This window comes from Halodesulfovibrio sp. MK-HDV (assembly GCF_009914765.1).
Classification (GTDB): Bacteria; Desulfobacterota; Desulfovibrionia; order Desulfovibrionales; family Desulfovibrionaceae; genus Halodesulfovibrio.
Map to the genome: position 1 here is coordinate 56,198 of NZ_WYDS01000021.1, position 21,668 is coordinate 77,865.

At 45.2% G+C, this 21,668-nt stretch carries 19 protein-coding genes; 6 read left to right on the forward strand and 13 right to left on the reverse strand.

Going from position 1 to position 21,668, the window contains the following annotated elements; translation table 11 throughout:
• Positions 1-192: 192 nt before the first annotated feature.
• From MKHDV_RS15550 to MKHDV_RS15580, 7 genes are all read right to left on the reverse strand, one after another.
• Positions 193-897 carry a phosphoribosylanthranilate isomerase gene (locus tag MKHDV_RS15550; RefSeq protein WP_254060500.1) on the reverse strand — a complete coding sequence of 235 codons (705 nt, stop codon included), beginning with the start codon at positions 895-897 and terminating at the stop codon, positions 193-195.
• 9 nt (positions 898-906) lie between these two features.
• A complete protein-coding gene (locus tag MKHDV_RS15555; RefSeq protein WP_160716899.1) occupies positions 907-1,728 on the reverse strand; it encodes a histidinol-phosphatase in 822 nt (273 codons plus the stop codon).
• A gap of 12 nt (positions 1,729-1,740) precedes the next feature.
• A complete protein-coding gene (locus MKHDV_RS15560) occupies positions 1,741-2,025 on the reverse strand; it encodes a late competence development ComFB family protein (RefSeq protein WP_160716901.1) in 285 nt (94 codons plus the stop codon).
• Positions 2,026-2,209: 184 nt separating this feature from the next.
• The gene (gene pstA / locus MKHDV_RS15565; RefSeq protein ID WP_162859886.1) at positions 2,210-3,094 is read right to left on the reverse strand and encodes a phosphate ABC transporter permease PstA; all 885 of its coding nucleotides are present in this window, start codon (positions 3,092-3,094) and stop codon (positions 2,210-2,212) included.
• 49 nt (positions 3,095-3,143) lie between these two features.
• Positions 3,144-4,037, reverse strand: coding sequence for a phosphate ABC transporter permease subunit PstC (gene pstC, locus MKHDV_RS15570; RefSeq protein WP_162859885.1), 894 nt, complete (start codon positions 4,035-4,037; stop codon positions 3,144-3,146).
• Positions 4,038-4,120: 83 nt separating this feature from the next.
• Positions 4,121-4,927: a phosphate ABC transporter substrate-binding protein gene (locus tag MKHDV_RS15575; protein ID WP_160716905.1), complete on the reverse strand. Its 807-nt coding sequence runs from the start codon at positions 4,925-4,927 to the stop codon at positions 4,121-4,123.
• 230 nt (positions 4,928-5,157) lie between these two features.
• The gene (locus tag MKHDV_RS15580) at positions 5,158-7,416 is read right to left on the reverse strand and encodes a DUF3536 domain-containing protein (protein WP_160716907.1); all 2,259 of its coding nucleotides are present in this window, start codon (positions 7,414-7,416) and stop codon (positions 5,158-5,160) included.
• Between the two features lie 157 nt (positions 7,417-7,573).
• On the opposite strand from MKHDV_RS15580, the gene MKHDV_RS15585 reads away from it, so the two are divergent.
• The gene (locus MKHDV_RS15585) at positions 7,574-8,323 is read left to right on the forward strand and encodes a tetratricopeptide repeat protein (RefSeq protein ID WP_160716909.1); all 750 of its coding nucleotides are present in this window, start codon (positions 7,574-7,576) and stop codon (positions 8,321-8,323) included.
• Positions 8,324-8,434: 111 nt separating this feature from the next.
• Here MKHDV_RS15585 and greA read toward each other — a convergent pair whose 3' ends face one another.
• Positions 8,435-8,911, reverse strand: coding sequence for a transcription elongation factor GreA (greA, locus tag MKHDV_RS15590; protein ID WP_160716911.1), 477 nt, complete (start codon positions 8,909-8,911; stop codon positions 8,435-8,437).
• Between the two features lie 672 nt (positions 8,912-9,583).
• Here greA and MKHDV_RS15595 point away from each other — a divergent pair.
• The 5 genes from MKHDV_RS15595 to MKHDV_RS15615 all read left to right on the forward strand — a co-directional run bounded on the left by MKHDV_RS15595 (position 9,584) and on the right by MKHDV_RS15615 (position 16,402).
• Positions 9,584-10,882, forward strand: coding sequence for a (Fe-S)-binding protein (locus tag MKHDV_RS15595; RefSeq protein ID WP_160716913.1), 1,299 nt, complete (start codon positions 9,584-9,586; stop codon positions 10,880-10,882).
• Positions 10,883-11,052: 170 nt separating this feature from the next.
• Positions 11,053-11,760 carry a Bax inhibitor-1/YccA family protein gene (locus MKHDV_RS15600; RefSeq protein ID WP_160716915.1) on the forward strand — a complete coding sequence of 236 codons (708 nt, stop codon included), beginning with the start codon at positions 11,053-11,055 and terminating at the stop codon, positions 11,758-11,760.
• 132 nt (positions 11,761-11,892) lie between these two features.
• Entirely contained in the window at positions 11,893-13,047 is a 1,155-nt protein-coding gene (gene lpxK, locus MKHDV_RS15605) for a tetraacyldisaccharide 4'-kinase (RefSeq protein WP_160716917.1), read from the forward strand.
• A gap of 76 nt (positions 13,048-13,123) precedes the next feature.
• Positions 13,124-15,283, forward strand: coding sequence for a ribonuclease R (rnr, locus tag MKHDV_RS15610; RefSeq protein ID WP_160716919.1), 2,160 nt, complete (start codon positions 13,124-13,126; stop codon positions 15,281-15,283).
• A 240-nt stretch (positions 15,284-15,523) separates the two neighbouring features.
• Positions 15,524-16,402, forward strand: a complete 879-nt coding sequence (locus tag MKHDV_RS15615; RefSeq protein ID WP_160716921.1) for a hypothetical protein — start codon at positions 15,524-15,526, stop codon at positions 16,400-16,402.
• Positions 16,403-16,483: 81 nt separating this feature from the next.
• Here the strand turns inward: MKHDV_RS15615 and MKHDV_RS15620 are convergent, their stop codons facing one another.
• The 5 genes from MKHDV_RS15620 to rdgC form a co-directional block, all read right to left on the reverse strand.
• On the reverse strand, positions 16,484-18,085 hold the full coding sequence (locus MKHDV_RS15620) for a DNA repair protein RecN (protein ID WP_160716923.1): 1,602 nt from the start codon (positions 18,083-18,085) through the stop codon (positions 16,484-16,486).
• 110 nt (positions 18,086-18,195) lie between these two features.
• Positions 18,196-19,032, reverse strand: coding sequence for an ABC transporter permease (locus tag MKHDV_RS15625; RefSeq protein ID WP_160716925.1), 837 nt, complete (start codon positions 19,030-19,032; stop codon positions 18,196-18,198).
• Entirely contained in the window at positions 19,032-19,988 is a 957-nt protein-coding gene (locus tag MKHDV_RS15630) for an ABC transporter permease (RefSeq protein ID WP_160716941.1), read from the reverse strand. The genes MKHDV_RS15625 and MKHDV_RS15630 overlap by 1 nt, the downstream gene beginning before the upstream one ends.
• A gap of 90 nt (positions 19,989-20,078) precedes the next feature.
• Entirely contained in the window at positions 20,079-20,609 is a 531-nt protein-coding gene (locus tag MKHDV_RS15635) for a hypothetical protein (RefSeq protein ID WP_160716927.1), read from the reverse strand.
• Positions 20,610-20,617: 8 nt separating this feature from the next.
• Positions 20,618-21,232, reverse strand: coding sequence for a recombination-associated protein RdgC (gene rdgC, locus MKHDV_RS15640; RefSeq protein ID WP_160716929.1), 615 nt, complete (start codon positions 21,230-21,232; stop codon positions 20,618-20,620).
• Between the last annotated feature and the right edge of the window lie 436 nt (positions 21,233-21,668).

The window sequence follows — 21,668 nt, forward strand, 5'->3', positions numbered from 1 at the left end:
GAAGTATAATGCACCAAATACTGCTACCATTCCGAGAAAAAAGAAAATAAAGTCCATTCTGTCACTCCTTGTCTGTTGAGCCTGCCAGCTCTTGAAATTTCTTAGCCCACGCAGGATACATACTGTAAATCAATGAGATTCACAAGAAGATAGAACCGGCAGAAGCGCTGTAATTCCTTGGGGGAGAAGCGGTTAGACCGTGATTTCTGCGAACGCTTTAGCTGATTCTTCAGCGAATTTGCATACGAGAGCTTGGCTTTTCCTACCTGTAGAGTCTTCTACGCCCGTATGAGCATCAACACCTGCCGGTTTTACAAAGCGGATGGCGTCCGCAACATTTTCAGCAGTTAAGCCGCCTGCCAGAATAACAGGGTGCGGTGACTGCTGAACGAGCAGGGCAGAAATATTCCAGTCGTGCGTTAAGCCAGTTGCACCGTCTGCTCCGGTTTTTGGATTGTGCGTGTCAGTAATATACGCATCAACATACGGGGCAGTCTCGGCAACAGCTTGTAACAGGGCTTCTTTGTTGCTTCCATCTGCCTTTACCACCAGTGATTTGATGACGTAAAGATTTGGCGCGATGGTTGCTAACTTTTGCAACTCCTTCAGATCAATGTGACCGTGGAGCTGCACATGGGTAACGTCTAGTTCTTTGCAGAATTGGGCAATGTCTTTTGCTTGAGCCAGATATGTAATGCATACGGGAAGAATGTCTGCACGAGTTGTTTGGATGATAGCGCGAGCTTCATCCTCCGTAATGTCTTCTTTATTAACCGGTAAGCGTAAAGGCAGCCCCACACAGTGCACGCCACAATCAGCAAGCATGTGTGTTTCCTGCACGTCGTGGACTCCTGCAATCTGTATGAGGCTGTGGAATCTGGAATGTTTATTCAGCATACGTGTCAGCTAAAACGGACGTGAATGCATTTTTCGATTTTTAAAATAGACACTCTCGGTGTACCCGAATTTGCGTGCGTGCTCTTCGAGTTTGTCGAAGTTGAATGCAACAGACATGGTTGAGTGTGCGTCGGAACCAAATGTAATCGGCAATTCAAGACTGCTTGCGATACTCATGATGTTTTCGCATGGGTAAATTTCCTGACACAGTTTACGAATACCGGCAGAAGAAATTTCCATGGACATTCCTGCATCACGAACCGCAGTAAGTGCTTTGCGTACTAATGCCTGTGCTTTTTCTGTAGCGATCCATGTAGAGAACTGATCGCAGGAAAAAATTTTAATGATGTCCGGATGAGCAATGGTGTCAAAAATACCTGTTTCAGCCATGGTGGTCATGGTGTCGTAGTATTTCTCATAAATTGCGACCAGCTCATTTTGGTGCAGTGATTCCCAGTCAGCTTTCGCGTAATCAAATCCCCAGTTTTCCAGAAAGTGGATGCCGCAGAGAACATAGTCGAAGTTATGCTTCGCAAGTTCAGATTTAATGAACTCTTCGTTCCCTTCCATCCAATCCATCTCAATACCCAGCAGAACAGTAACTCCGTCATTATTGTCTTTCAGAGCTGTCACTTTTTCAATGTAGGTGTCCCAATGTGCTGCTAAATGCTCTCTGTATTCTCGTGGGTAGCTCATAGCGAGCGGTCGTGCAGAATGTTCAGAGAAGCCGAATACACGAATCCCTTTTTTTACGGCAGCCTCGTACATTTCTTCAGGTGTGGCTTTGCCGTGGGAGTACAACGTGTGTATGTGGGTATCAACGGAGATCATAATAGTCCTAGATTATTGTTTAGGGTTTTCCACAACAATGGCGAATGCTTTACGTACAGAGTCTTCAATTTCTTTGTCTCGGACTGGGTCGCGCAAAACAATTGTCCCCTGTTGTGCATAGCGTGCAGGGAGAGAATTGAGCGATAATGCATAGATGTCGAACAGGTCTTTTTCAGATGGTTTGTAGTATGGAGGGGTCTCCATAACTTGTTTCATAATCTTGATTACGCGCGTTTCATTTCTGTTGCGGATTTCAAGAAAATCTACATCGTTCAGAAGATATTTTTCGTTGGCCATATGCGCCCCTTGCATGTTTTTTCATAAAATACACAGAATGCGGGTAGCTAGCAACGAATAACACCCATTAAGCAAGTACTAACAGTTTAGTCTTGTTGAAATAGTTGGATAAGCAATGAGCCCGTAGAGTTGTGACTCTGCGGGCTCATTTTATATTAAGGCTCTAGCTTGGGGACTAATTTAGCTATGAAAGTTTTTTCTGCATCCGTGCGCGAAGCATAATTGCAAGAAAGTTCATGCTCAATACCAGTGCAATAAGCACAAGGGATGTGCCGTACTGCAAAGGTCTTGTCATCTCAATATCTGTACCGGCAGTAGCGAGAACATAAATGTGGTATGGCAATGCCATGACACTGTCGAAAATAGACTGTGGCAGCAGTGGGGAGAAGAACATTGCGGCGGTGAACATAATTGCGGCAGTTTCACCGGCTGCGCGTCCGACAGAGAGGATTGCGCCAGTTAAAATACCCGGTGCGGCGACTGGGAGTACAATGCGGTAGATTGTCTGCCACTTTGTTGCACCAAGTCCTAAAGAGGCTTCACGGAATGTTGGGGATACACTTCGTAATGCTTCTTCTGAGGCTCCGATGATAAGAGGAAGAACAAGTGCTGCAAGTGTAAGCATTCCCGCGAGGAGTGAAACTCCCATCCCAAGAACTGTAACAAAGAGAGACAGGCCGAATAACCCGAACACAACAGAGGGAACACCTGCGAGATTGTTAATTGCCAGCCTGATAAGGTGAACTGTTTTGCCCGGTTTTGCATATTCATGAAGATAAATGGCAGTGGCCACACCCCACGGCAAAGCGATAAGCATTGCACCGTATGACAAAGCTATTGTCCCAAGAATACAAGGGAAAATGCCACCTTCTGTCATGGCGTTACGCGGGCTCTCGAGCAAGAACTCTAATGAGATGGCTGGCGCACCGTAATATAGTACAAAACCACAGATGATTGCTAACGCAAGTGCGTTAATGGCTACACTCATCTTGAATAAAGTGAACATACATTTTTGAATGAATTGGCGCATCGAGCGTGTTCCGGAAAAATTCGGAGTAAGCTGTGTCATGGATGTTCCTGTAGCGTCTGCTAATTGAGACATACTCTTCTCCTCGTTGCTACAGCGTAGCCGTACCTACTTGTTTTTTCTTTTCTGCAATATAAGCTGCAAGAATATTAAACATCAGTGTGAACAAAAACAGAACCATGCCAGTTGCAAAGAGTGCATAGTAATGCTCGCTCTGGAATGGAGCTTCTGCCATTTCTGCTGCAATAGATGCTGGCATTGGGCGTACTGGATCAAAAATGGATGAAGGCGCCATTGCAGCACCACCCGCGACCATCAGAACAACCATGGTTTCGCCGATGGAACGTGCCATTCCGAGAATAACAGCAGTACTGATTCCCGGGAGGGATGCAGGAATGACTACACCCGAAATAGTTTGCCATTTTGTGGCGCCAAGCGCGAGGGAAGCAGCTCTTAGTTCTTCAGGAACACTAAATATGGCATCTTCTGCAATGGATGTGATTGTTGGTACTGCCATGAATGCCAGCATGACAGATGCGTTGAACAGGTTGAGCCCTGTTGCAATGCCGAACCATTCCTGAAGCAGGGGAGCAACCACAACCATACCGAAAAATCCGATAACAACAGACGGAAGCGCTTGCAGCATTTCCACAAGGGGTTTGATGATACTGCGCATGCGCGGGGTGGCTATTTCTGCAAGATAGATCGCCGTCATCAGTCCTAAAGGAATGGCAATGCATGAAGAAAATGCTGTTACAGCGAGTGACCCCGCGATCATTGGCAAAATGCCGAAGTCCGCAGGATCGTCTGTGGGGTACCAGAATTGACCGAATAAAAAATCCGGAACAGATATCTGGTTAAAAATGGGCAGCCCCTCCTTAATGAGAAACACCATTATGAGGGTGAGAACGAGAATACTCGTAGAGGCAATGGCAAAGAAGCTGCCGTGGATTGCCATTTCCTTATGTTGTCTTGAAATCCGCATAGTATGTCCCCAATAGTGCAGATGCATGAAGCCTGCCTTTCCCGATGGGATGGAAAGGCAGGCAGATAGGCTTGGTGGCTTTCCTAACGGCGGATGAAGCCAGCCTGCTCGACGATATCTTGACCTTTCGGAGAAAGGATAAATTCAACGAGCTGGTTTGCTGCAGGTGCAGGTGCAGCAGAAGTGTAAATTTGTAAGGTACGAGCCACTGGGTACGATTTGTCTTTAGCAGTGGTTGCGCTGCCTGTAACACCATCTACAGAAAGTGGTTTTACTGTACTGTTGATGTAGCCGATGCCGTCGTATGCGATGGCGTTTTTGTTTTTAGAAACAGCCTGCATTACTGCACCGGAAGAAGCCTGAAGCAATGCACCCGGGAATACGCGTGCTTTCTTCATGATGATCTTGTGCCAGGTTTCGTATGTGCCGGAAGATGTATCACGGGAGATAACGATGATCTTGCCGTCTGCGCCGCCAACTTCTTTCCAGTTAGTAACCTTGCCTTCGTAGATAGCTTTAAGCTGGGCAGAGGTAAGGTTGCTGATTGAGTTGGAAGGGTGAACAATCGGGATAACCGCATCAAGAGCGATAATGTGTTCAACTGGTTTGAGGTCTTTAGAGTTGGCAAGCTTGATTTCTTTGCCTTTCATTTTACGGGATGCCATGGCGATATCGGTGGTGCCATCGAGAAGCGCCTTAATGCCGTTTGAAGAACCGCCACCGGAAACAGCGACAGGAGTGCCGGTTTCAGCGATAAAAGCTTCAACAGCTCGTTGCATGATAGGTAAAACAGTTGTGGAACCTTTTACTGTAACGGCGTTAGAAGCCATAGCAGGTGCAGCAAAACTGATTACTAAAAAAGCAGAAAGAATATAGTACCAAGAACGCATAGTGATTCCTCCAAAATTAAAAGCAGTAGATTAAAAGCGCAAAATTAAACGCGTAGATGTTTTCGTTGCGTTGGAAGGAAACTAATTAACCTGTGTTACGGAAGCGTGTCGCATGTTGTACAAGTCTGTGACGCAATGTTATAACTATGTGCCATCGATCTTTTATCTGTAAAAACAAAAGGATGGAGACAATTGTCTCCATCCTTTTGTTTCTAATATGGTTGTAACGGCTATGAAAGCGATAGGTTTACAAGGCTTGCAATATCGCGGATATGCGGGTCATGCTGTTTCTCTAGCCACAGGAAGTAGAGTAGGCGATCTGTAGGGGCATTGGGGAAAAGCTCTTTTGCCCGTTCAAGGATGCCTGTAGCTTTAAAATATGTTGGATCATCTTGGGATAGCATTTCAATAAGCTTCGTTTCAACTTTATCCATGGTGATCGTCGGATCGAATTGTTTGCGGGTAATCCATTCATGAATGTATTTACGCAAGCATCCCATTTGTTCCGTTTTAAGTTGTACTTCACAATGTTCTGAGAAGATGTACCCTTCGATGAGTGCCGGGCATACAATATTCCACAGGTGACCGGCTGGCTGATCATACTGGCTTTCTGTCCATGGCTCAAAAAGTACTGTGGCATCGAGCCCCAGCGGGGTGTATGTTTCTACAAGCTGGTCAAGAACATGTTGAACAAAGTGGGCGGCGATTGCTTGCCGCTTATTTCGAGGAAGGGCAGTGTAAATACAGCTTTGTCCGCCCTTACCCTCGATGGTGGCAGTTACGGTGGAGCTGTTCATAAATCCTGAGGGAAGTTTAGCGTATTGCCATGTCAGGTGAGTACCTATCGTTGAGTCTTTCCAGTAGATGACGGCGTTGCCGGAATAATGGTTACCTTCAATTTTATCAGGTGTAACTTTGATATTAATATTGTTCCACGTGACTATGTAGGTTTTCTCTGTTTGCGGAAACTCGTTATCATTATTAAGCAGAAGCAGAGCTTGAAGCAGTATGGACGCTTCAGATTCCCTGCGCGGAAGAATACGACCGAACAGTAATTCTTTGCCGGTCTCGTGTCCTTCTTTGTTGGAGATGGCATCTGCCAGAATTTCTGCAAAATCATCAAGTCGAGTGTGCCCTTCAAATTCTGCTAGAATATCCAATGCATGTAAGGCAAATGACAATGCATTTTTTCCTTCGATGCGGGTTATTTCATCAAAGAACCATGCGCAACTTGCAAAGCCGGAAAGTGCTTGTTCCTGCATAAACAGCAGAAGCGTCGCCTCATGCTGTTGCTGTTCAGTAAGCCCCTTAATGACATATTCGGATATGAAATCATCACGATGCTTTTGACCGGAGATAACAGTTCCGTAGGCGCATAGTGCCTCTTCCGGTGCCATGTAATATTCATGCGCTTTTAAATCGAAGTAGTTATCAACGCAGTCTTTCATAAAGTTCATGGCGTCGCGTAATGGTTTGCGCCACTCTTGATTCCAGTCAGGGTGTCCGCCGTCTGTGCAACCGCAGTTACTCCGCCAGCGTTCTACACCATGAGCACAGCTCCATGCAGATGGTTCAAACAGACGCACCTGTTGCTGCGGTGGATTGCTGGCAAGAAACGCCGCAAGGTTGGTGAGCTCAATGTCATCCCGGGCATTACGGGCGTTATCCAGAACATGTGCAAGTGCCATCTCACCAAATTTAAAGTGGTGACCGTATGTTTCTCCATCTGTACTGACGGTGAGAATTCCGTTGTTGGAGAATGATTTAATTTTGTTCCAGAACTTATCGCCATCGGCTAAGAGACGTTCAAAGGCCACTGCCTGCGAGATCTCTGCATCATAAAAGAACACAGAGATAGAACGTCCGCTAGGAAGATCTATACGGTACGGCACTGACGTATCAAACGCCCCATTTTCAATGGTGTACCAATCGCCGTTGTTTTCTATTGCTTTTGCCTGATGCGGTGAAAGGATGGTAAATCGTATGTCCTGTGCTGCAAGAGTTTCCAATGTGTCTGTATCCACAGCACATTCGGCAAGCCACATTCCTTCAGGTCTTCGTTCAAAGCGTTTTTCAAAGTCTTGAATCGCCCATTGAACTTCAAGATCCTTATCCCGTTGTTTTGCCAGCGGGAGAATGGTGTGGTGGTACACCTGTGCAATTGCGTTGCCGTGTCCGAATCTATGAACACTGGCTTTGTCTGCTTCGATGATTCGACTATAGATAGCCGGGAACGCTTTCTCCATCCACCGCATAAGTGTCGGGCCTACGTTAAAGCTTATCCATTCATAGCAGTTTACCAGTTCAATAATATTACCTTCGCCATTAAGACGTTTTGCAAAGGCAAGTGGGGTGTAACTTTCACGTGTGATACGTTCATTCCAGTTGAGCATTGGTGCGGCACTGCCCTCGGGCATAATTTCACCCAACCACGGGTCTTCCCGGGGTGGTTGGTAAAAGTGGCCGTGAATACACAGGTAACGGGACATAACTCCTCCGTGATGCTTCAATTCGGAAAATTGTACCATAAAAGGATGACAGATGGCCGTTAGCGTGATTATGTAGCGTTATAACAACACTGTATGAGTTATTTATTCTGTATTAACAGGTTGTAATGAGTTTTTTTGATTATCTAGAGGTATGCGTATGAATGGCAGCCATCAGAAACAACCTATTCGTGGGGCTTTTTCTGTTGAAAAATTGGTACGGGTTGGCTTTGGTGCTACTAAGCGGACAAACAAAATTGTAGTAATGTTATATGCAGAACAGGAAGGTAATGGAGATATTATCTTATGGAAGCTAAACAAGAATCATATTCCGTTTGAGAAGTACGATAAAGTTTCGTTTGAGAATCTTATGGAAGAGTACTCCCCCGAACCAGGAGTGTACCAAGAAGATATTTATCCAGCTATGCGTAAGGTTGCTCAAGGCATTGCCAGAGGTGAGCGTTTGCGCGTGAACGGACAGCCGTACGGAGCTGAAGTTGAGTTTCTTCAGGTTCTGGACATGGACGAAGACAATGTTCGTGCGACATTTGGTCTTGGTCTGACGTTTTTAGATAGGAATGAGATAGATAAAGCGCAGGGAGTTTTTACGAAGTTAGTGGGAATCGAAGCAGCTTTTGCAGAAGAGCATAAGCATATGTTTAACGAGTTCGGCATTAAACTTCGAAAAAATAAAATGTATGAGCAGGCGCTACAATTTTATAGCAGAGCTCAAAAACTATCTGCACTTGATGAACACTTGCTCTACAATATGGGGCGGGTGCTGATTGAGATTAAAGAGTTTAAAAAAGCACGTGTTATGTTAGCCAAAGCAGTGGAAGTGAATCCTGATTTTGGTGAAGCCGTAACTGTACTTGGGATTTTGGATAAAAAACTGAGCCGTGCTGTTTAACTGAAATTATTGTTGTTACATAAAAAGCCATGCCCCATCACGCTAATGTGTGATGAGGCATGGCTTTTTTCTTGCTCGAGAAAGCAGGAACCACCCGTATGGGGTGTCCTGCTATTTGTAGGTAAATTCGATGGAGACTACTTCGTAAGAAATGCGACCTTTAGGTGCGTTAACAACAAATTCGTCGCCTTCTTCCTTGCCGAGCATAGCTCTGCCGACAGGGGAAAGGGCAGAAATGCTGCCATTTTCGTACTCAGCTTCATCTGGTCCGAGCAGGGTGTATTTTTTCACTTCACCAGTATCGAGATCTTCAATTTCCACGGTTGCGCCAAAGGTTACTTTGTCGCCGCCAAGGGTTCTAAGATCGATAACGTTGTAGCGAGACATCTGAGATTCGATGTAGGAGATGCGAGCTTCGAGCATACCCTGACGCTCACGTGCTGCATCGTAGCCTGCGTTTTCACTCAGGTCACCTTCTTCTCGGGCTTCTTTAATAGCCTGAATGATTGCTGGACGCTCTTTTTTGAGAGCCTCGAGCTCTAGCTTTACTTTTTCAAAGCCTTCAATAGAAATAGGAATACTACTCATCATTTTTCCCTTAAAAAATTCTTTCCTGCATTTTTCCGGCGAACAGGAGGCCGTTTCTTCTACACAAGAAAAAGCGCCCGACATGGCGGGCGAAATTATGAGGTAGAACATACTTGGCGAGTGGTCAAGTATGTTGTTGTAGAAGATGTTAGAATGTACCAGAAAATAACAGCTTATTTGTTATAGCTTTATTCGGGTACTGTTGGTTGTCTGACCAATTTATTTGAGTTTCAAAATATCAGTAAAACAACGGCGATGTCAATTAAATGTAAAGTTAACCGGTTTCATCGATAATCAGTATGACGGAACGCAAAAATGCTGCTAATAGGGTTGGGAACCGCCATGCGATTTAAAGCATAAAAGCTGGTGCGCTCATTATAATGCGTGTAACCACTGGGGTTTAGCAGGTTTTATAGTCCTTTCTACAGCTGTACTCTTTTATATGATGTTGACTAGGTTTTAAATGCTGTAAAAAATGTGGGCAGGACTATTATAATTAGGTTCAAGGCTTAAGGCTACGTTGTTGCTGAATAAAAAATAGTTATTTGTTGAGCAATTTGCGTTCTTTATCTTGTAACCAAAGCTAACCCATTATAATAGAGCGCAAGCCGCTTTGTTTAAAAAAAAACGCAACACAATGAGCAGCGCGAAGCGGTTAAGGAGTAAATGTATATGTCAGATTCAAAGCAGCATCCTGAGAAGGAGTGCGGTGGTTCTTTCATAGAAAGTGTAGCCCATCTACTGCCGGAAGGTGGTAACCTCAACATGTGTCTTACTTGTGGTGCTTGTTCTGCAGGCTGTCCCGCAACTGGACTTGAGGATATGGACCCTCGCAAATTCTTGCGTCTTGCCGCACTGGGAATGGATGAAGAAATCACCTCTACCCCTTGGGTATGGATGTGTACGATGTGTCAGCGGTGTACGTATGTCTGCCCAATGCAGATAAACATCCCGCAGCTCGTGTACCAGGCACGTCAGGCCTGGCCGCGCGAAGACCGTCCGAAAGGTATTATCAACTCTTGCGACATGGCCATGCGTAACCCCGGCCACAGCGCAATGGGTGCTTCCTCTGAAGACTTTAAGTTTGTAGTGGAAGACGTTCTTGAAGAAGTACAAACCGATCAAGAAGGTATGGATGATCTGAAAGTACCTTTTGATGAACTCGGTAAAAAGTACTACCTCAACCAGAACTCCCGCGAACCGGTAACTGAGCCGGATGAAATGGTTCCTCTTTGGAAAATCATGAACATCGGCACCGGTGATGACTGGACTTACGGCTCTAACGGCTGGGCTGCTGAGAACTACTGTATGTTCGCAGCGGACGACGAGTCCTGGGAAAAAATTGTTCGAACCAAAGTTAAGGCTGTGGAGGACCTCGGCGCCAAGTATTGGCTTAACACCGAGTGAGGCCACGAACTTTACGCACTCCGGTCCGGACTGCAAAAATTCAATATTAAGCCTAAATTTGAAATCGAATCCATTATCCGTCTTTATGCCCGCTGGGTACGAGAAGGTGTTCTGAAGGTTAATTCAGATTGGAACGTTAATAACGTTAAATTTACCGTGCAGGATCCATGTCAGTTAGTCCGTAAGGGCTACGGCGATATTGCAGCGGATGATTTGCGCTACGTGATCAAAAAAGTTGTCGGCGAAGAGAACTTTATTGATACATGGCCGAATAAATCCAACAACTACTGCTGTGGCGGTGGTGGTGGGTCTCTTCAGGCAGGTTATCCAGAAGCGCGTCGTCATTACGGTAAAATCAAAAATGAGCAGATTGTTAAGACTGGTGCACCTTATGTCATTGCACCTTGTCATAACTGTCACTCACAGATTCACGATCTTTCCGAACACTTTGGTGCAGGCTACCATGTAGTTCATTTATGGACTCTCATTGCTCTGTCTCTTGGTATTCTCGGTGAGAATGAACGTGAATACCTCGGCGAAGATCTTCGCACCTGTGGTTTATAAGTAAACCACACTGTACGCCCATAGAAAGCCCGATCATTTGATCGGGCTTTTTCATTTAGAAAAAAACCGTTTGCTGATAAACTTGCAATACAGGTGTGAGCTTGATACCGTGATTTTACGTATTTTAAAAAAACGGTATAAATTGAATATAAACAATTCCGGAGGATGGAATGTTAGGACGTAACGCAGCAGCACCTAATGTACGCCGTGCTGAGCTTGTAAACGCGTATCTTCGTGGCGTGTATGGCTGGATGATGCTGGGTCTTCTTGTGACCGCTGTATTTGCATTTTTAACTGCAACATCACCTGCCATCCAGCAGCTTGTTTTCAGTAACCAATTCATCTTTATCGGGCTGATCATTGCTGAATTCGGTTTGGTCATGTACTTGAGCGCCCGTATTTCTAAACTGTCCGCTGGCTCTGCTACCGGATTGTTTCTACTGTATAGCGCATTGAACGGTGTGACGTTGTCCGTCATTCTTCTTGTGTACGCTACTAGTACTATTTTTTCTGCATTCTTCACCGCTGCCGGTATGTTTGGCGCGATGAGTTTGTACGGTATGACAACCAAGCGTGATCTGACCAGCATGGGCAGTTTCATGATGATGGGACTGTTCGGTATCATTATCGCAATGGTAGTGAACATCTTCCTCGCTTCTAGCGTAATGCAGCTTGTAATTAGCGCTATCGGCGTAATTGTATTTACCGGTTTAACCGCGTACGATACACAGCGTCTTGCAGAAATGGGCGAATCCATGCCTGCCAATGATGCAACCGCAGTTCGCCGTGGTACTATCCTTGGCGCGCTTACATTGTACCTCGACTTTATTAACTTGTTCCTCATGTTGCTTCGTTTGTTCGGAGCGAGCCGCGATTAGTTTCTTTTGGAAATTCGCACATAGTTGATGAAATAAGGGGGGCCTGCAACGGCTCTCCTTTTTTTACATGAGACATATTTTCTGACATCGAATACACTTACTTATTGCAACTGAAAGCTCTCAGGAGAGGTTATGTCTTCACTGCCAGTGCAGCGTGCACTGTTCCCACTTTTATATCCGTTCAGTAAAATTTATTCTTTTGTCATGTCGTATCGCCGAAAACAATATGAGGCGGGCGCAAAAGAGCAGTTTTCTCCAAAAGCACCTTGTGTTTCAGTGGGGAATATTAGTTGGGGGGGCAGTGGTAAAACTCCGGTAGTAGGCTGGTTGCTTGAGTGGGCGGAACGAAATCATTATTCACCGGTTGTACTTACTCGTGGATACAAGGCTTCACCGCCGAAAACACCGTACTTGGTTACTGCCGACAGTACAGTAGCACAGGCGGGGGATGAACCTGTAATGCTAGCGAATGCACATCGCAAAGCACATATTGTTGTCGACCCGATCCGAATGCGTTCCGGAGCATGGGCAGAAAAAAGTTTTAGACCTGAATTAGTAGTGTTGGATGATGGCTTTCAGCACCTTGCGGTAAAAAGAGATTTAAATCTGGTGCTGCTTAAGCCGGACGATTTGACCACTGAGTGGGATAGAGTGATCCCTGCCGGCTCATGGCGAGAAGATGAAAGCGCTTTGTCGCAGGCACATGTTTTTTTAATAAAAACAAACTCGCTTGCGCCTCTTAAAAGTGTCATAAAAGAGAGGCTTGGTAAGTACGGTGTGCCTGTTTTTAGTTTTTCTTTAGTCCCACAGCGGTTAGTTCCGGTAAGTGAGGCTGCGACGGAAGTCTTTGAAAAGGCGAAAGAAAAGCATCTACCTGTAGCATTGGAAAACTATATTCTATTCAACGGAGTTGGCGAACCTGCTCAGGTAGAAGAAACTGCTAAGAAATTTATGGGACGCTCCCCGTATAAGCATCAGCGCTATGCAGATCATCATACATATACAGAAGCAGAAATTGCTGAAATGGGTAATGTTGGTTTGCCGTTGGTTTGTACGCCTAAAGACGCTGTGAAGGTTCCAGATGTCTTAGGGATTGAAGTTTGGACATTCGCTTTGCGTACTAAGTTTGGCGACTCCATGTTTACTGGCAAAACGTTTACCGATTGGTGGACGGAACAGTGGGACGCGATGCGCGAAACTTCCAGTACTCGAAAAAAACAAAAACAAGAACAGAAACCGGCTGTTGCTACATCAACTCCGCGACCTGTTTTAAAAAACGAAAAATAATATAACAATAACCAGTGACAATGTCGGATAGTTACAAACTTTCCAGTAACAATTGTTAAAGGTATAAGCATACATAATGGTAAAAAAGAAAAAACAGAAATCCGGTGAATGCCCGATTTCCCCCAAAGATATAATCGAGCTTTTTCGCGAAGTGAAACGCCCCGTGAAGATGAATGACTTCTATCGTTTTATGCATTTGAGCAAGCGTTGGAGGCGTGATCTTGAGGCGATGATTGAGTTTCTCGAAAAAGATGGCAAGATTATCCGTTTGCGCGGTGGTGCATGGGGATTGACTAAAGATTTACACATGATCACCGGCAAATTGCAGGTGCAGCGTTCCGGTGTAGGCTTTGTTCTGCCGGATGATAAGAGACGTGCAGATATTTTTGTTGCACCGTCTTCTTTTGGTAACGCAATGCACGGTGATACGGTTGTCGTGACATTGCTGCCGGGTAACAGAGGCAAAAATCAGGAAGGACGTATTGTCCGTATTCTTGAGCGTGCCCGCGACACTATCACTTGTCGTGTCATCAAAAAGATGGGCAAGGGTGGCTTTATTTGTCGTCCGACAGAGTCACGCCTGAACTTCTCTATTCTTGCTACGGGTGATGCTCTGGAGCGTCGTCCAAAGAAGAATGAATTACTTGTAGTAGAGCCGCACGAACAGGTTGAGTCCGGTTTATGGGCTGCAACAATCCTCGAAAGCCTTGGCGATGAGGAAGATGGAAATGTACAGGAACGTCTGGTTAAACTTAACCACGACATCCCTACAAGTTTTCCTGATGCTGTACTTAATGCTGCAAAAGATTTGCCTGGTGTGCCGTCTGAAGAAGATTTTGTAGATCGCATCGATCTGCGAAATCTCGATTTTGTCACTATTGACGGTGAAACAGCTCGAGATTTCGATGATGCGGTATATGTGGAAGAGCAGCGAGACGGCTTCCGTTTATGGGTAGCCATTGCAGACGTAAGTCATTACGTGCCGGAACATTCCGTTCTGGATGAAGAAGCTGTAGAGCGCGCGAACTCTTATTACTTCCCGCAGTCTGTGGAACCTATGTTCCCTGTAGCGCTGTCTAATGGATTGTGTAGTTTGAATCCACGTGTGCCACGTTTGGCTATGGTGGCAGAAACGTACTTCTTTGCAGACGGTAGTTACGGTAAGTCTAAATTTTATCCGGCAGTTATCCAGAGTAAAGCACGTCTGACATATGATCAGGTGAAACGTGCATTGCTGGATAAGGATGAAAAAGAACGGGCAGTGATTTCTCCGGTCTTACCTATGCTTGAACGGGCTGAAGAGCTTGCAAGAGCATTGAAACAGAAGCGTAACGATCGCGGAAGTCTCGACTTTGATGTGCCGGAAGCAGCAGTAACTTTTGACGTTGCTGGCGATCCTATTGCCATTGATCGTAAGACCCGTCACTTCGGTCATATGATGATTGAAGAATTTATGATTGCCGCAAACGAGGCCGTTGCACGTTTCCTTACAGAAGCTGAAGTTCCGTTCTTGTATCGTATTCACCCAGCACCTGAAATGGATAAGCTTAATGCATTGTTTAAGATGCTGCATCGCACCGACCTTGGTGAAGCATTCCCAAATGAACCGACACCGGAAAATTTGCAGCGTGTATTAAAGATTGCAGCAGGAACAGAGCAGGAGTTTGTGGTAAACCGCCTTACACTCCGAACCATGATGCAGGCGCAATACACGCCAACATATCAGACTCACTTTGGTCTTGCTTCTGAGTGCTATTGTCACTTCACATCTCCGATTCGTCGTTACGCAGACCTTATTGTTCATCGTGCTCTTAAACATGCATTGAGAGTGAAAGGGTATGAAAATATCCGTGGTATAGATAAAATTCAGACTATTGGTGAGCACCTCAACAAGCGTGAACGTGTTGCAATGGAAGCAGAACGCGAGATCTTGAAGCGTGTTACTGCGTTGTACATGTTGAGTCAGGTTGGCGCTGAATTTACAGGCGTTATATCCGGCGTTGCAGAATTCGGCTTCTGGGTAGAACTGGAAGAAGTGATGGCAGAAGGCATGGTGCGGTTATCCGGCATTGATGACGACTACTATGTCTATGTTTCAGAACGAAACGAGCTGTTAGGTGAACGAACAGCCCGTAGATTTGCTTTAGGACAGGTCGTAAAAGTCTGGCTCTATGAGGTCAATGTTGCCCGAATGGAAATCAACTTGAAGTTACGGGAAGAAGACGTAGCTGACTAGGTTTTCAAAAATATAGTACGAAAGTCCCGCTTTATAAGTGGGACTTTTTTTTATGCAAAAAAGCCTAACAAGTGTATGGCGTTTTATAAGTTTTCTAAAATAGATAAATACAAATAATTTTAATTTGTTATGTGTGATTCTTTGTATAGTAGTTAGGTTGTCTTTGTTCTGGGTGAACTGATGACTGTTCGCAAGTGATCCTTCATTTTGCATGCTATATTTTAAAATGGGTGAGTCGTTATGAAAAAGCAACTACTAATGTACACCGTTATTATTAGCTTCTTGTTGGTCTGTAATGCTTTTGCCGAAGAAGATGCTCCTCAGGAAAAGGAAACAACTTTTACCGTATCAATAAATTCAGCATATTTGGGCGATGCAGAGTTTGATGACTCTTCAGGTTCGTTTTCAACAGTGAATTCAGCGGTGGAAGTTACGGCGTATAATTTTTCTGTAATATACGAGAACGAGACCTACAGTTGGAATAACCGTTCAGATATCGATTTTGTTAAGGGAAGTAATACCCCATGGAATTCGTTACAGAAGTTCGGTGTTGGATACGGGAATCGCTATGTTTTTGATGCGAAGAACTTTCTTGTTTATTTTGCCCAGGCATCTTCACAGTTTGAAGATGCTATTACCGGTGACTCAATAACGCTTGCCGGTCTTGTGGGCTATAACTACGCATTCTCCCCAAATTTTGTTGTAACAATTGGTGTAGTGGCGGGGTATAACCCTCTCGATTGGAATGTGTTACCAATACTTGGTTTTCAGTACAGCTATGATGAATGGGTAGTAAAATTGGCCTTCCCTGTATCAAATGTGGCGTATCGTTTTTCCGACAGTTTTGCACTGCGGGTAGATATCGGGCTTGAAAGCGGCGTATATCAACTCTCCAGCAGCAGTGATGTCGCAAAAAACGGATATGTGAAAAAAAGAGAAGCAAAAGTATCTTTGTTTGCAGATTGGGAATGTATGGAAAACATAACATTTTCATTTGGACCGCAGTATGTTTTTGCACGGAGAATGAAATTTTACACTAGTGCGCACAATCGTACAGGCAGTGCAGAGGATATTAGCGATACTTGGGGCGTTACAGCAAATGTGAATATTGAATTTTAGGTAACCTATTGTTCAGAAAAACAAGTTTTACCTAGTTAGGTTAAGATAAAAAAAGCCGCTTCATGTATGAAGCGGCTTTTTTTATCCAGTTCCTAGTAGTTGGCGCGCGAGTACTTCACCTTGCTGACCGCCACCGGCCATTCGTTCGTATTCTTCTCGAATTCCAGTCTCGGACAGAGCATCGCAACTCGTAAAGGTTGCACTGCTACGGACATCTTTACGTACGAGGAAGTGTTTTTCAGCTCGTGCTGCAAGCTGTGGCCAGTGAGTGATGAGAAGCATTTGCTGGCGCTCGGCAAGCATTGTCAGCGCATCAGCAACATAGTTGAGCGTGATGCCGCCAATGCCGGCGTCCACTTCATCAAAAATTAATGTTGGCGTTTCGTCTTTGTTCATTAAACCTACGACTGCAAGCAGGAATCGGGATAGTTCACCGCCGGATGCAATTTTATCCAATGGCTGTGGTGCCTGTCCCGGGTTTGGTACCCATATGAGACGAGCTTTGTGTTCAAAGCATTCTGAGTAAATTTCGGTAGGTGTGAAATCAAATTCTACATGAACATGTTCAGAGAACCCGAGTGTTTTTAACTCAACCTCAATGGCTCGGCAGAGTTCAGCACCTTTTTTTTCACGTAGTTTGTTTATCTTTTGTAAAACTTCTTGAAGTATGACCCTTGATTCATCTTCCTGTTTTTCAAGAAGGATCAAATCGAGCTTACATGTGTCGAGGAAAGAAAGGTTCTCTTCAATCTCTTCCTGCATATTCACAATAGCATCAATAGAACGGTTCAGTTTTCGCTTAAGCTGGGACAGTTCGTAAAGACGTGCTTCAATCTCTTCAATGGAATCTTCGTTTGGCCTGGCAATTGGCTGGTTGCGCAGGCGTGTTTCGACCTCACCCAGAGTGTGACGAAATTCCAAGATGCGTTCGACATCAGGTCTGTATTCCGGAATGTAGCGGCAAACACTATCAAGGCTGTTTTCAAGACGGCTTATGACGTCGTCCAGTGCGCCGCTATCTGTGTAAAATAGACCCAACGTGTGGTCTACAGCTTCTTGAACCAATCCCTGTTCGCGGGTTTCCTGCTTTCTGGCTTCGAGATCGTCTTCTTCTCCAGCCTGAGGTGCTACTTTCGCAATTTCTTTTTGCTGAAATTCAAGAAAATCACGCTTGTCTTCTAAAGAACGTGCGCGTTCCCGAAGCTCGACCTGCTGTGCTGCAATGTCACGTAGCTTTTTCAGAATTGTATTACGTTTTTCAAGAAGCTCAGGGCGTTGGATAAAACCGTTTAACAGCTTTTCTTGAAATGCTGGTTGCAGCAGCTGTTGCTGCCCGTGCTGACTGGTATGGACGAGCATCTTAGGCTTAAGCGCACGGATGGTTTCCTGTGAGCTCAGCTTGTCATTAATATATAGGCGGCTACGTCCTGTAGCAGCTACAAGTTCTCTGCGGATGATGTATTCTTCACCATCAATGAGAAAAATAGCCTCTACCTGTGCTTTTTCTTCACCGGCACGGACAAGGTCCGCACGCATCTTTTCACCTGTAAGAAAGTTAAGTGCCTTTAGAATAAAACTTTTACCGGCGCCTGTTTCGCCGGTGAGAACATTCATTCTTCCGGCAAACTCAAGTTCCATATCGTCAATTAACGCAAGGTGACGTATTCGGAGAAGTTCGAGCATTGTAATAGCCTGTAATTATTTATTAAGAAAGATTGTAAAACTGCCGCACAGATATTCATATACAGAGCTGTAAGCTTTGGCAATCTGTGGCAGTCGTCTTTTTCAGGGGACTATCGTTTCAAACGCGGGTCAAGTAGGTCGCGCAGGCTTTCACCAAGTAGGTTATAGCCAAGCACCGTAATAAGAATAGCGCAGCCGGGGAACATTGAAAGCCACGGCGCAATTTCCAATACCTGTTTCCCTTCCAGAAGCATATTGCCCCAACTCGCTGTAGGTGGCTGAACACCAAGGCCTAGAAAGCTGAGAGCGGATTCTGTGAGGATTGCACCAGCAACACCGAGTGTTGCAGATACAAGTACAGGTGCAAGGGCGTTTGGCAGAATGTGTTGTGCAATGATCCGTGCTGATGATGCTCCGGCTAGACGGGATGCTGCGACAAAGTCTCGTTCCCGCAAGCTCAAAGTTTCTGCTCGTACAAGTCGAGCGACACCCATCCATGAGGTTAGTCCGATCACTATCATTATATTGATCAAGCTTGGTTCAAGGAAAGCGATAACTGAGAGGATGAGAAAGAATGATGGAAAGCAGAGCATAACGTCAACAAAACGCATTATCGTTTCATCGACCCAGCCGCGGAAGTAACCGGCAACAAGTCCGAGTACCAACCCTATAGATATAGAAATACCTACTGCCACAAATCCTACCCACAAAGAGATGCGTGCACCATGAAGCATTCTAGAAAGCACATCACGCCCGAGGGCGTCAGTACCCATGAGGTGTCCGCTTGATGGCGGCTGTAAAATGAGGTCGAGATTTAATGCATCAGGATTAAACGGTGAAATGAGCGGAGAAAGAATCGCGGCAAGCGTCATAACGCCCACAATGGCTAGGCCAATCGTAAGCATTCCATATTTACTCCAGAAAGCACGTGAGGTGATTGGAATCATTATGCACCACCTCCCGTGTTGCGGATACGTGGATCGGCAAGTCCGTAGAAGAGGTCGGCAATCATGTTACCAGCCAGCGTGAGCACTGCACCAAGAACAAGGTTCCCCATGATCATTGGATAGTCACGTGCAAGAACGGATGTATAGAAAAGTTGTCCGAGCCCCGGAAGAGCAAATATTGATTCAATAATAACTGAGCCACCGATAAGGCTTGGAATAGAAAGACCAAGAATTGTGATGACCGGAAGCAGGGCGTTACGCAGCGCATGTTTATAGATAACAGTGTGCAGCGGTAGCCCTTTAGCTTTGGCTGTAAGAATAAAATCCTGTCTCAACACTTCCAGCATGGAGGAACGCATAAAGCGTGACATCCCGGCAAGGCTTCCGAATGTATAAATAAAGATCGGCATAGCCAGATGGCGTGCTAGATCGCCCATCTTTCCCCAGAAAGACAGGCTGTCATAATCCAGCGACGTAAGGCCGGAGATGGGGAGCCATTGCAGATATATTCCGAAATAAAGCATCAACAACAGCGCGAGCCAGAATCCGGGCATTGCAAACCCGATAAAGACGAAGACTGTACTCGCCTTGTCAAACCATTGGCCCTGATAATAGGCGGCTCCCACCCCGATGGGGATAGCAAAGAGTAACGTCAGTATAAGGGAAGTAATGTTCATGCCAATGGTGAGCGGCATTCGTTCCTTAATCTTATCCCATACCGGTCGATTGTCACCGGACATGGATTTACCGAAATCAAACTGCACTATGCGTTTGACCCATCTATAATATTGAACATGCACTGGCTGATCCAGTTCATACAGACGTTCAAGGCGGGCACGGGCTGCCGCACCCACCTGTGGATTCAATGTCGTCTGTAAATCGGTAGGAGAGCCGGGAGCAAGGTGAATAACCCAAAAGCTTATGACCGTAATGCCGAAGAGAATCAGCATAGTCATGCCAATTTTCTTACAAACTTTGTATAAGACGCGGCGGAGGATAACAGAAGGAGTTACCTCGCTCGCTGGCGCATGTTCCATAGTAGGGTACTACTCCGAGTTGCTGAGCCACTGTCCCATTTTTTGAACAGTTCCAGTCCAGTCATTGGAAAGACGTGATTCTAAGAAGGTTCTGTACGCATCATCCAGAAGCGTAAGACAGCTTTCGATAAGGAAGATTTTTTCGAGGAAAGGACCATCAACGTCATCTTCCTCGTTGGCATCGGCTTTTTCAACTTTAGGAGTCTTGAGACTGCCAAGAGAAAAATCTTCTGCCTTTAATGTAAGTTGCCATGCTTCTGTGTCTTGTTCAATACGAATCAATGCACGGGTAACTTTTTTACCCATGGATAAGCCAAGCCGCGCTTCCTTCAGTTCGGATGTGCTACCGGACACAGTCGCTGTTTCCAGCGTTTCGCCCTCGCCGCCCTGAACGGAAACACGCTGTTCAACATATAAGTTGTAAGGGCGTCCTTCTTTAGAAGTGAAGTTGCCGTTTGTCACTTCGCTTCTAAACCATAGCCAGGTTAAAAATTCCTGACCTAATATAATGTCTGTAGTCTGACCAAGGTAATCAGCCATGATGTCTCCTATGCGAAGTTAGTCGGTTCGAGTGTATCAAGTTTTTCAGCGGCATCTTCACCCAAAAGTGAAATCGCAAGGGAATATGGAGTCATCGGCTCGAGATCGACACCAAAGGTCTGTGCAAAGTAATCTACGAATAGTTCTAACATCTTAGACTGGGTAGACGCAAAGTATACGTCATTATTCTGCATGTTCCATACAACATGGAATTCAGCAGGTACTGGAAAACTACGTGCACGAAGTTTTAACTGTACTTGTTCTTTTAATTCTTTCTTACGTTCGCGGGAAACGTATTTCTTTCCCTGCTCTTTGACCTTGCGCTCTTCTTCACGAACCGCAATTGCAACGTGCTTTTTCATAACAGCCGCAGGGATACGTCGTGTGTCGAGGCGTAAAGAAAAGGTAAGGTAAGCACCTTTTTCTGGTGGCGCTGTGTGCCAGTGGGAATCAAGCATGTCGTCAAAACACACCCAGCCCCAACCACGTTCCTCGGCAGAGTCTTCAATCTCTTTGAAGGAAAACATGCGAAGTTTCTCAGGAATTTCTGGCCAGAGCTCTTTAGGAACAGGCTCTGTAATCTTATATCGAGTAAATGAAGTACTGGCGTTTAAAAAACCCATGTTGCTCTCCTTATGTATATGGGAGTGTGTAGCGCATCTTTGAATAGTACGCCAGATTATAAGATACAACGTGGTCGAGTGACAAATTGAAAAAATATATAACGTAAAAACAGAATGTTAAAAGCGTAGTGTAAGGAAAAATAAAAAAACGTGTTGACTTGTGAATAAAAGAGCGTAGATTCCCTCTCCGCTGCAGATGAGGCAGCAACACAGCTTTCGACGCGAAAGTGACGAAGAATTTATTTTTGGAAAATTGTTGACACGAGAGTGTCTTTTTCGTATAAAATACTTCTGCGCTTGAGAAAAGAGAGCAGGGCTCTAGCAAGTTTATAAGATGATAATTTATTTTAAAAACTTGTTGACTGAGTCGATGTGAGCTGGCATAAACGCCAACTCGACACGGGGCTTACGAGCCAAGTGGAGCTTTGATAAAAAG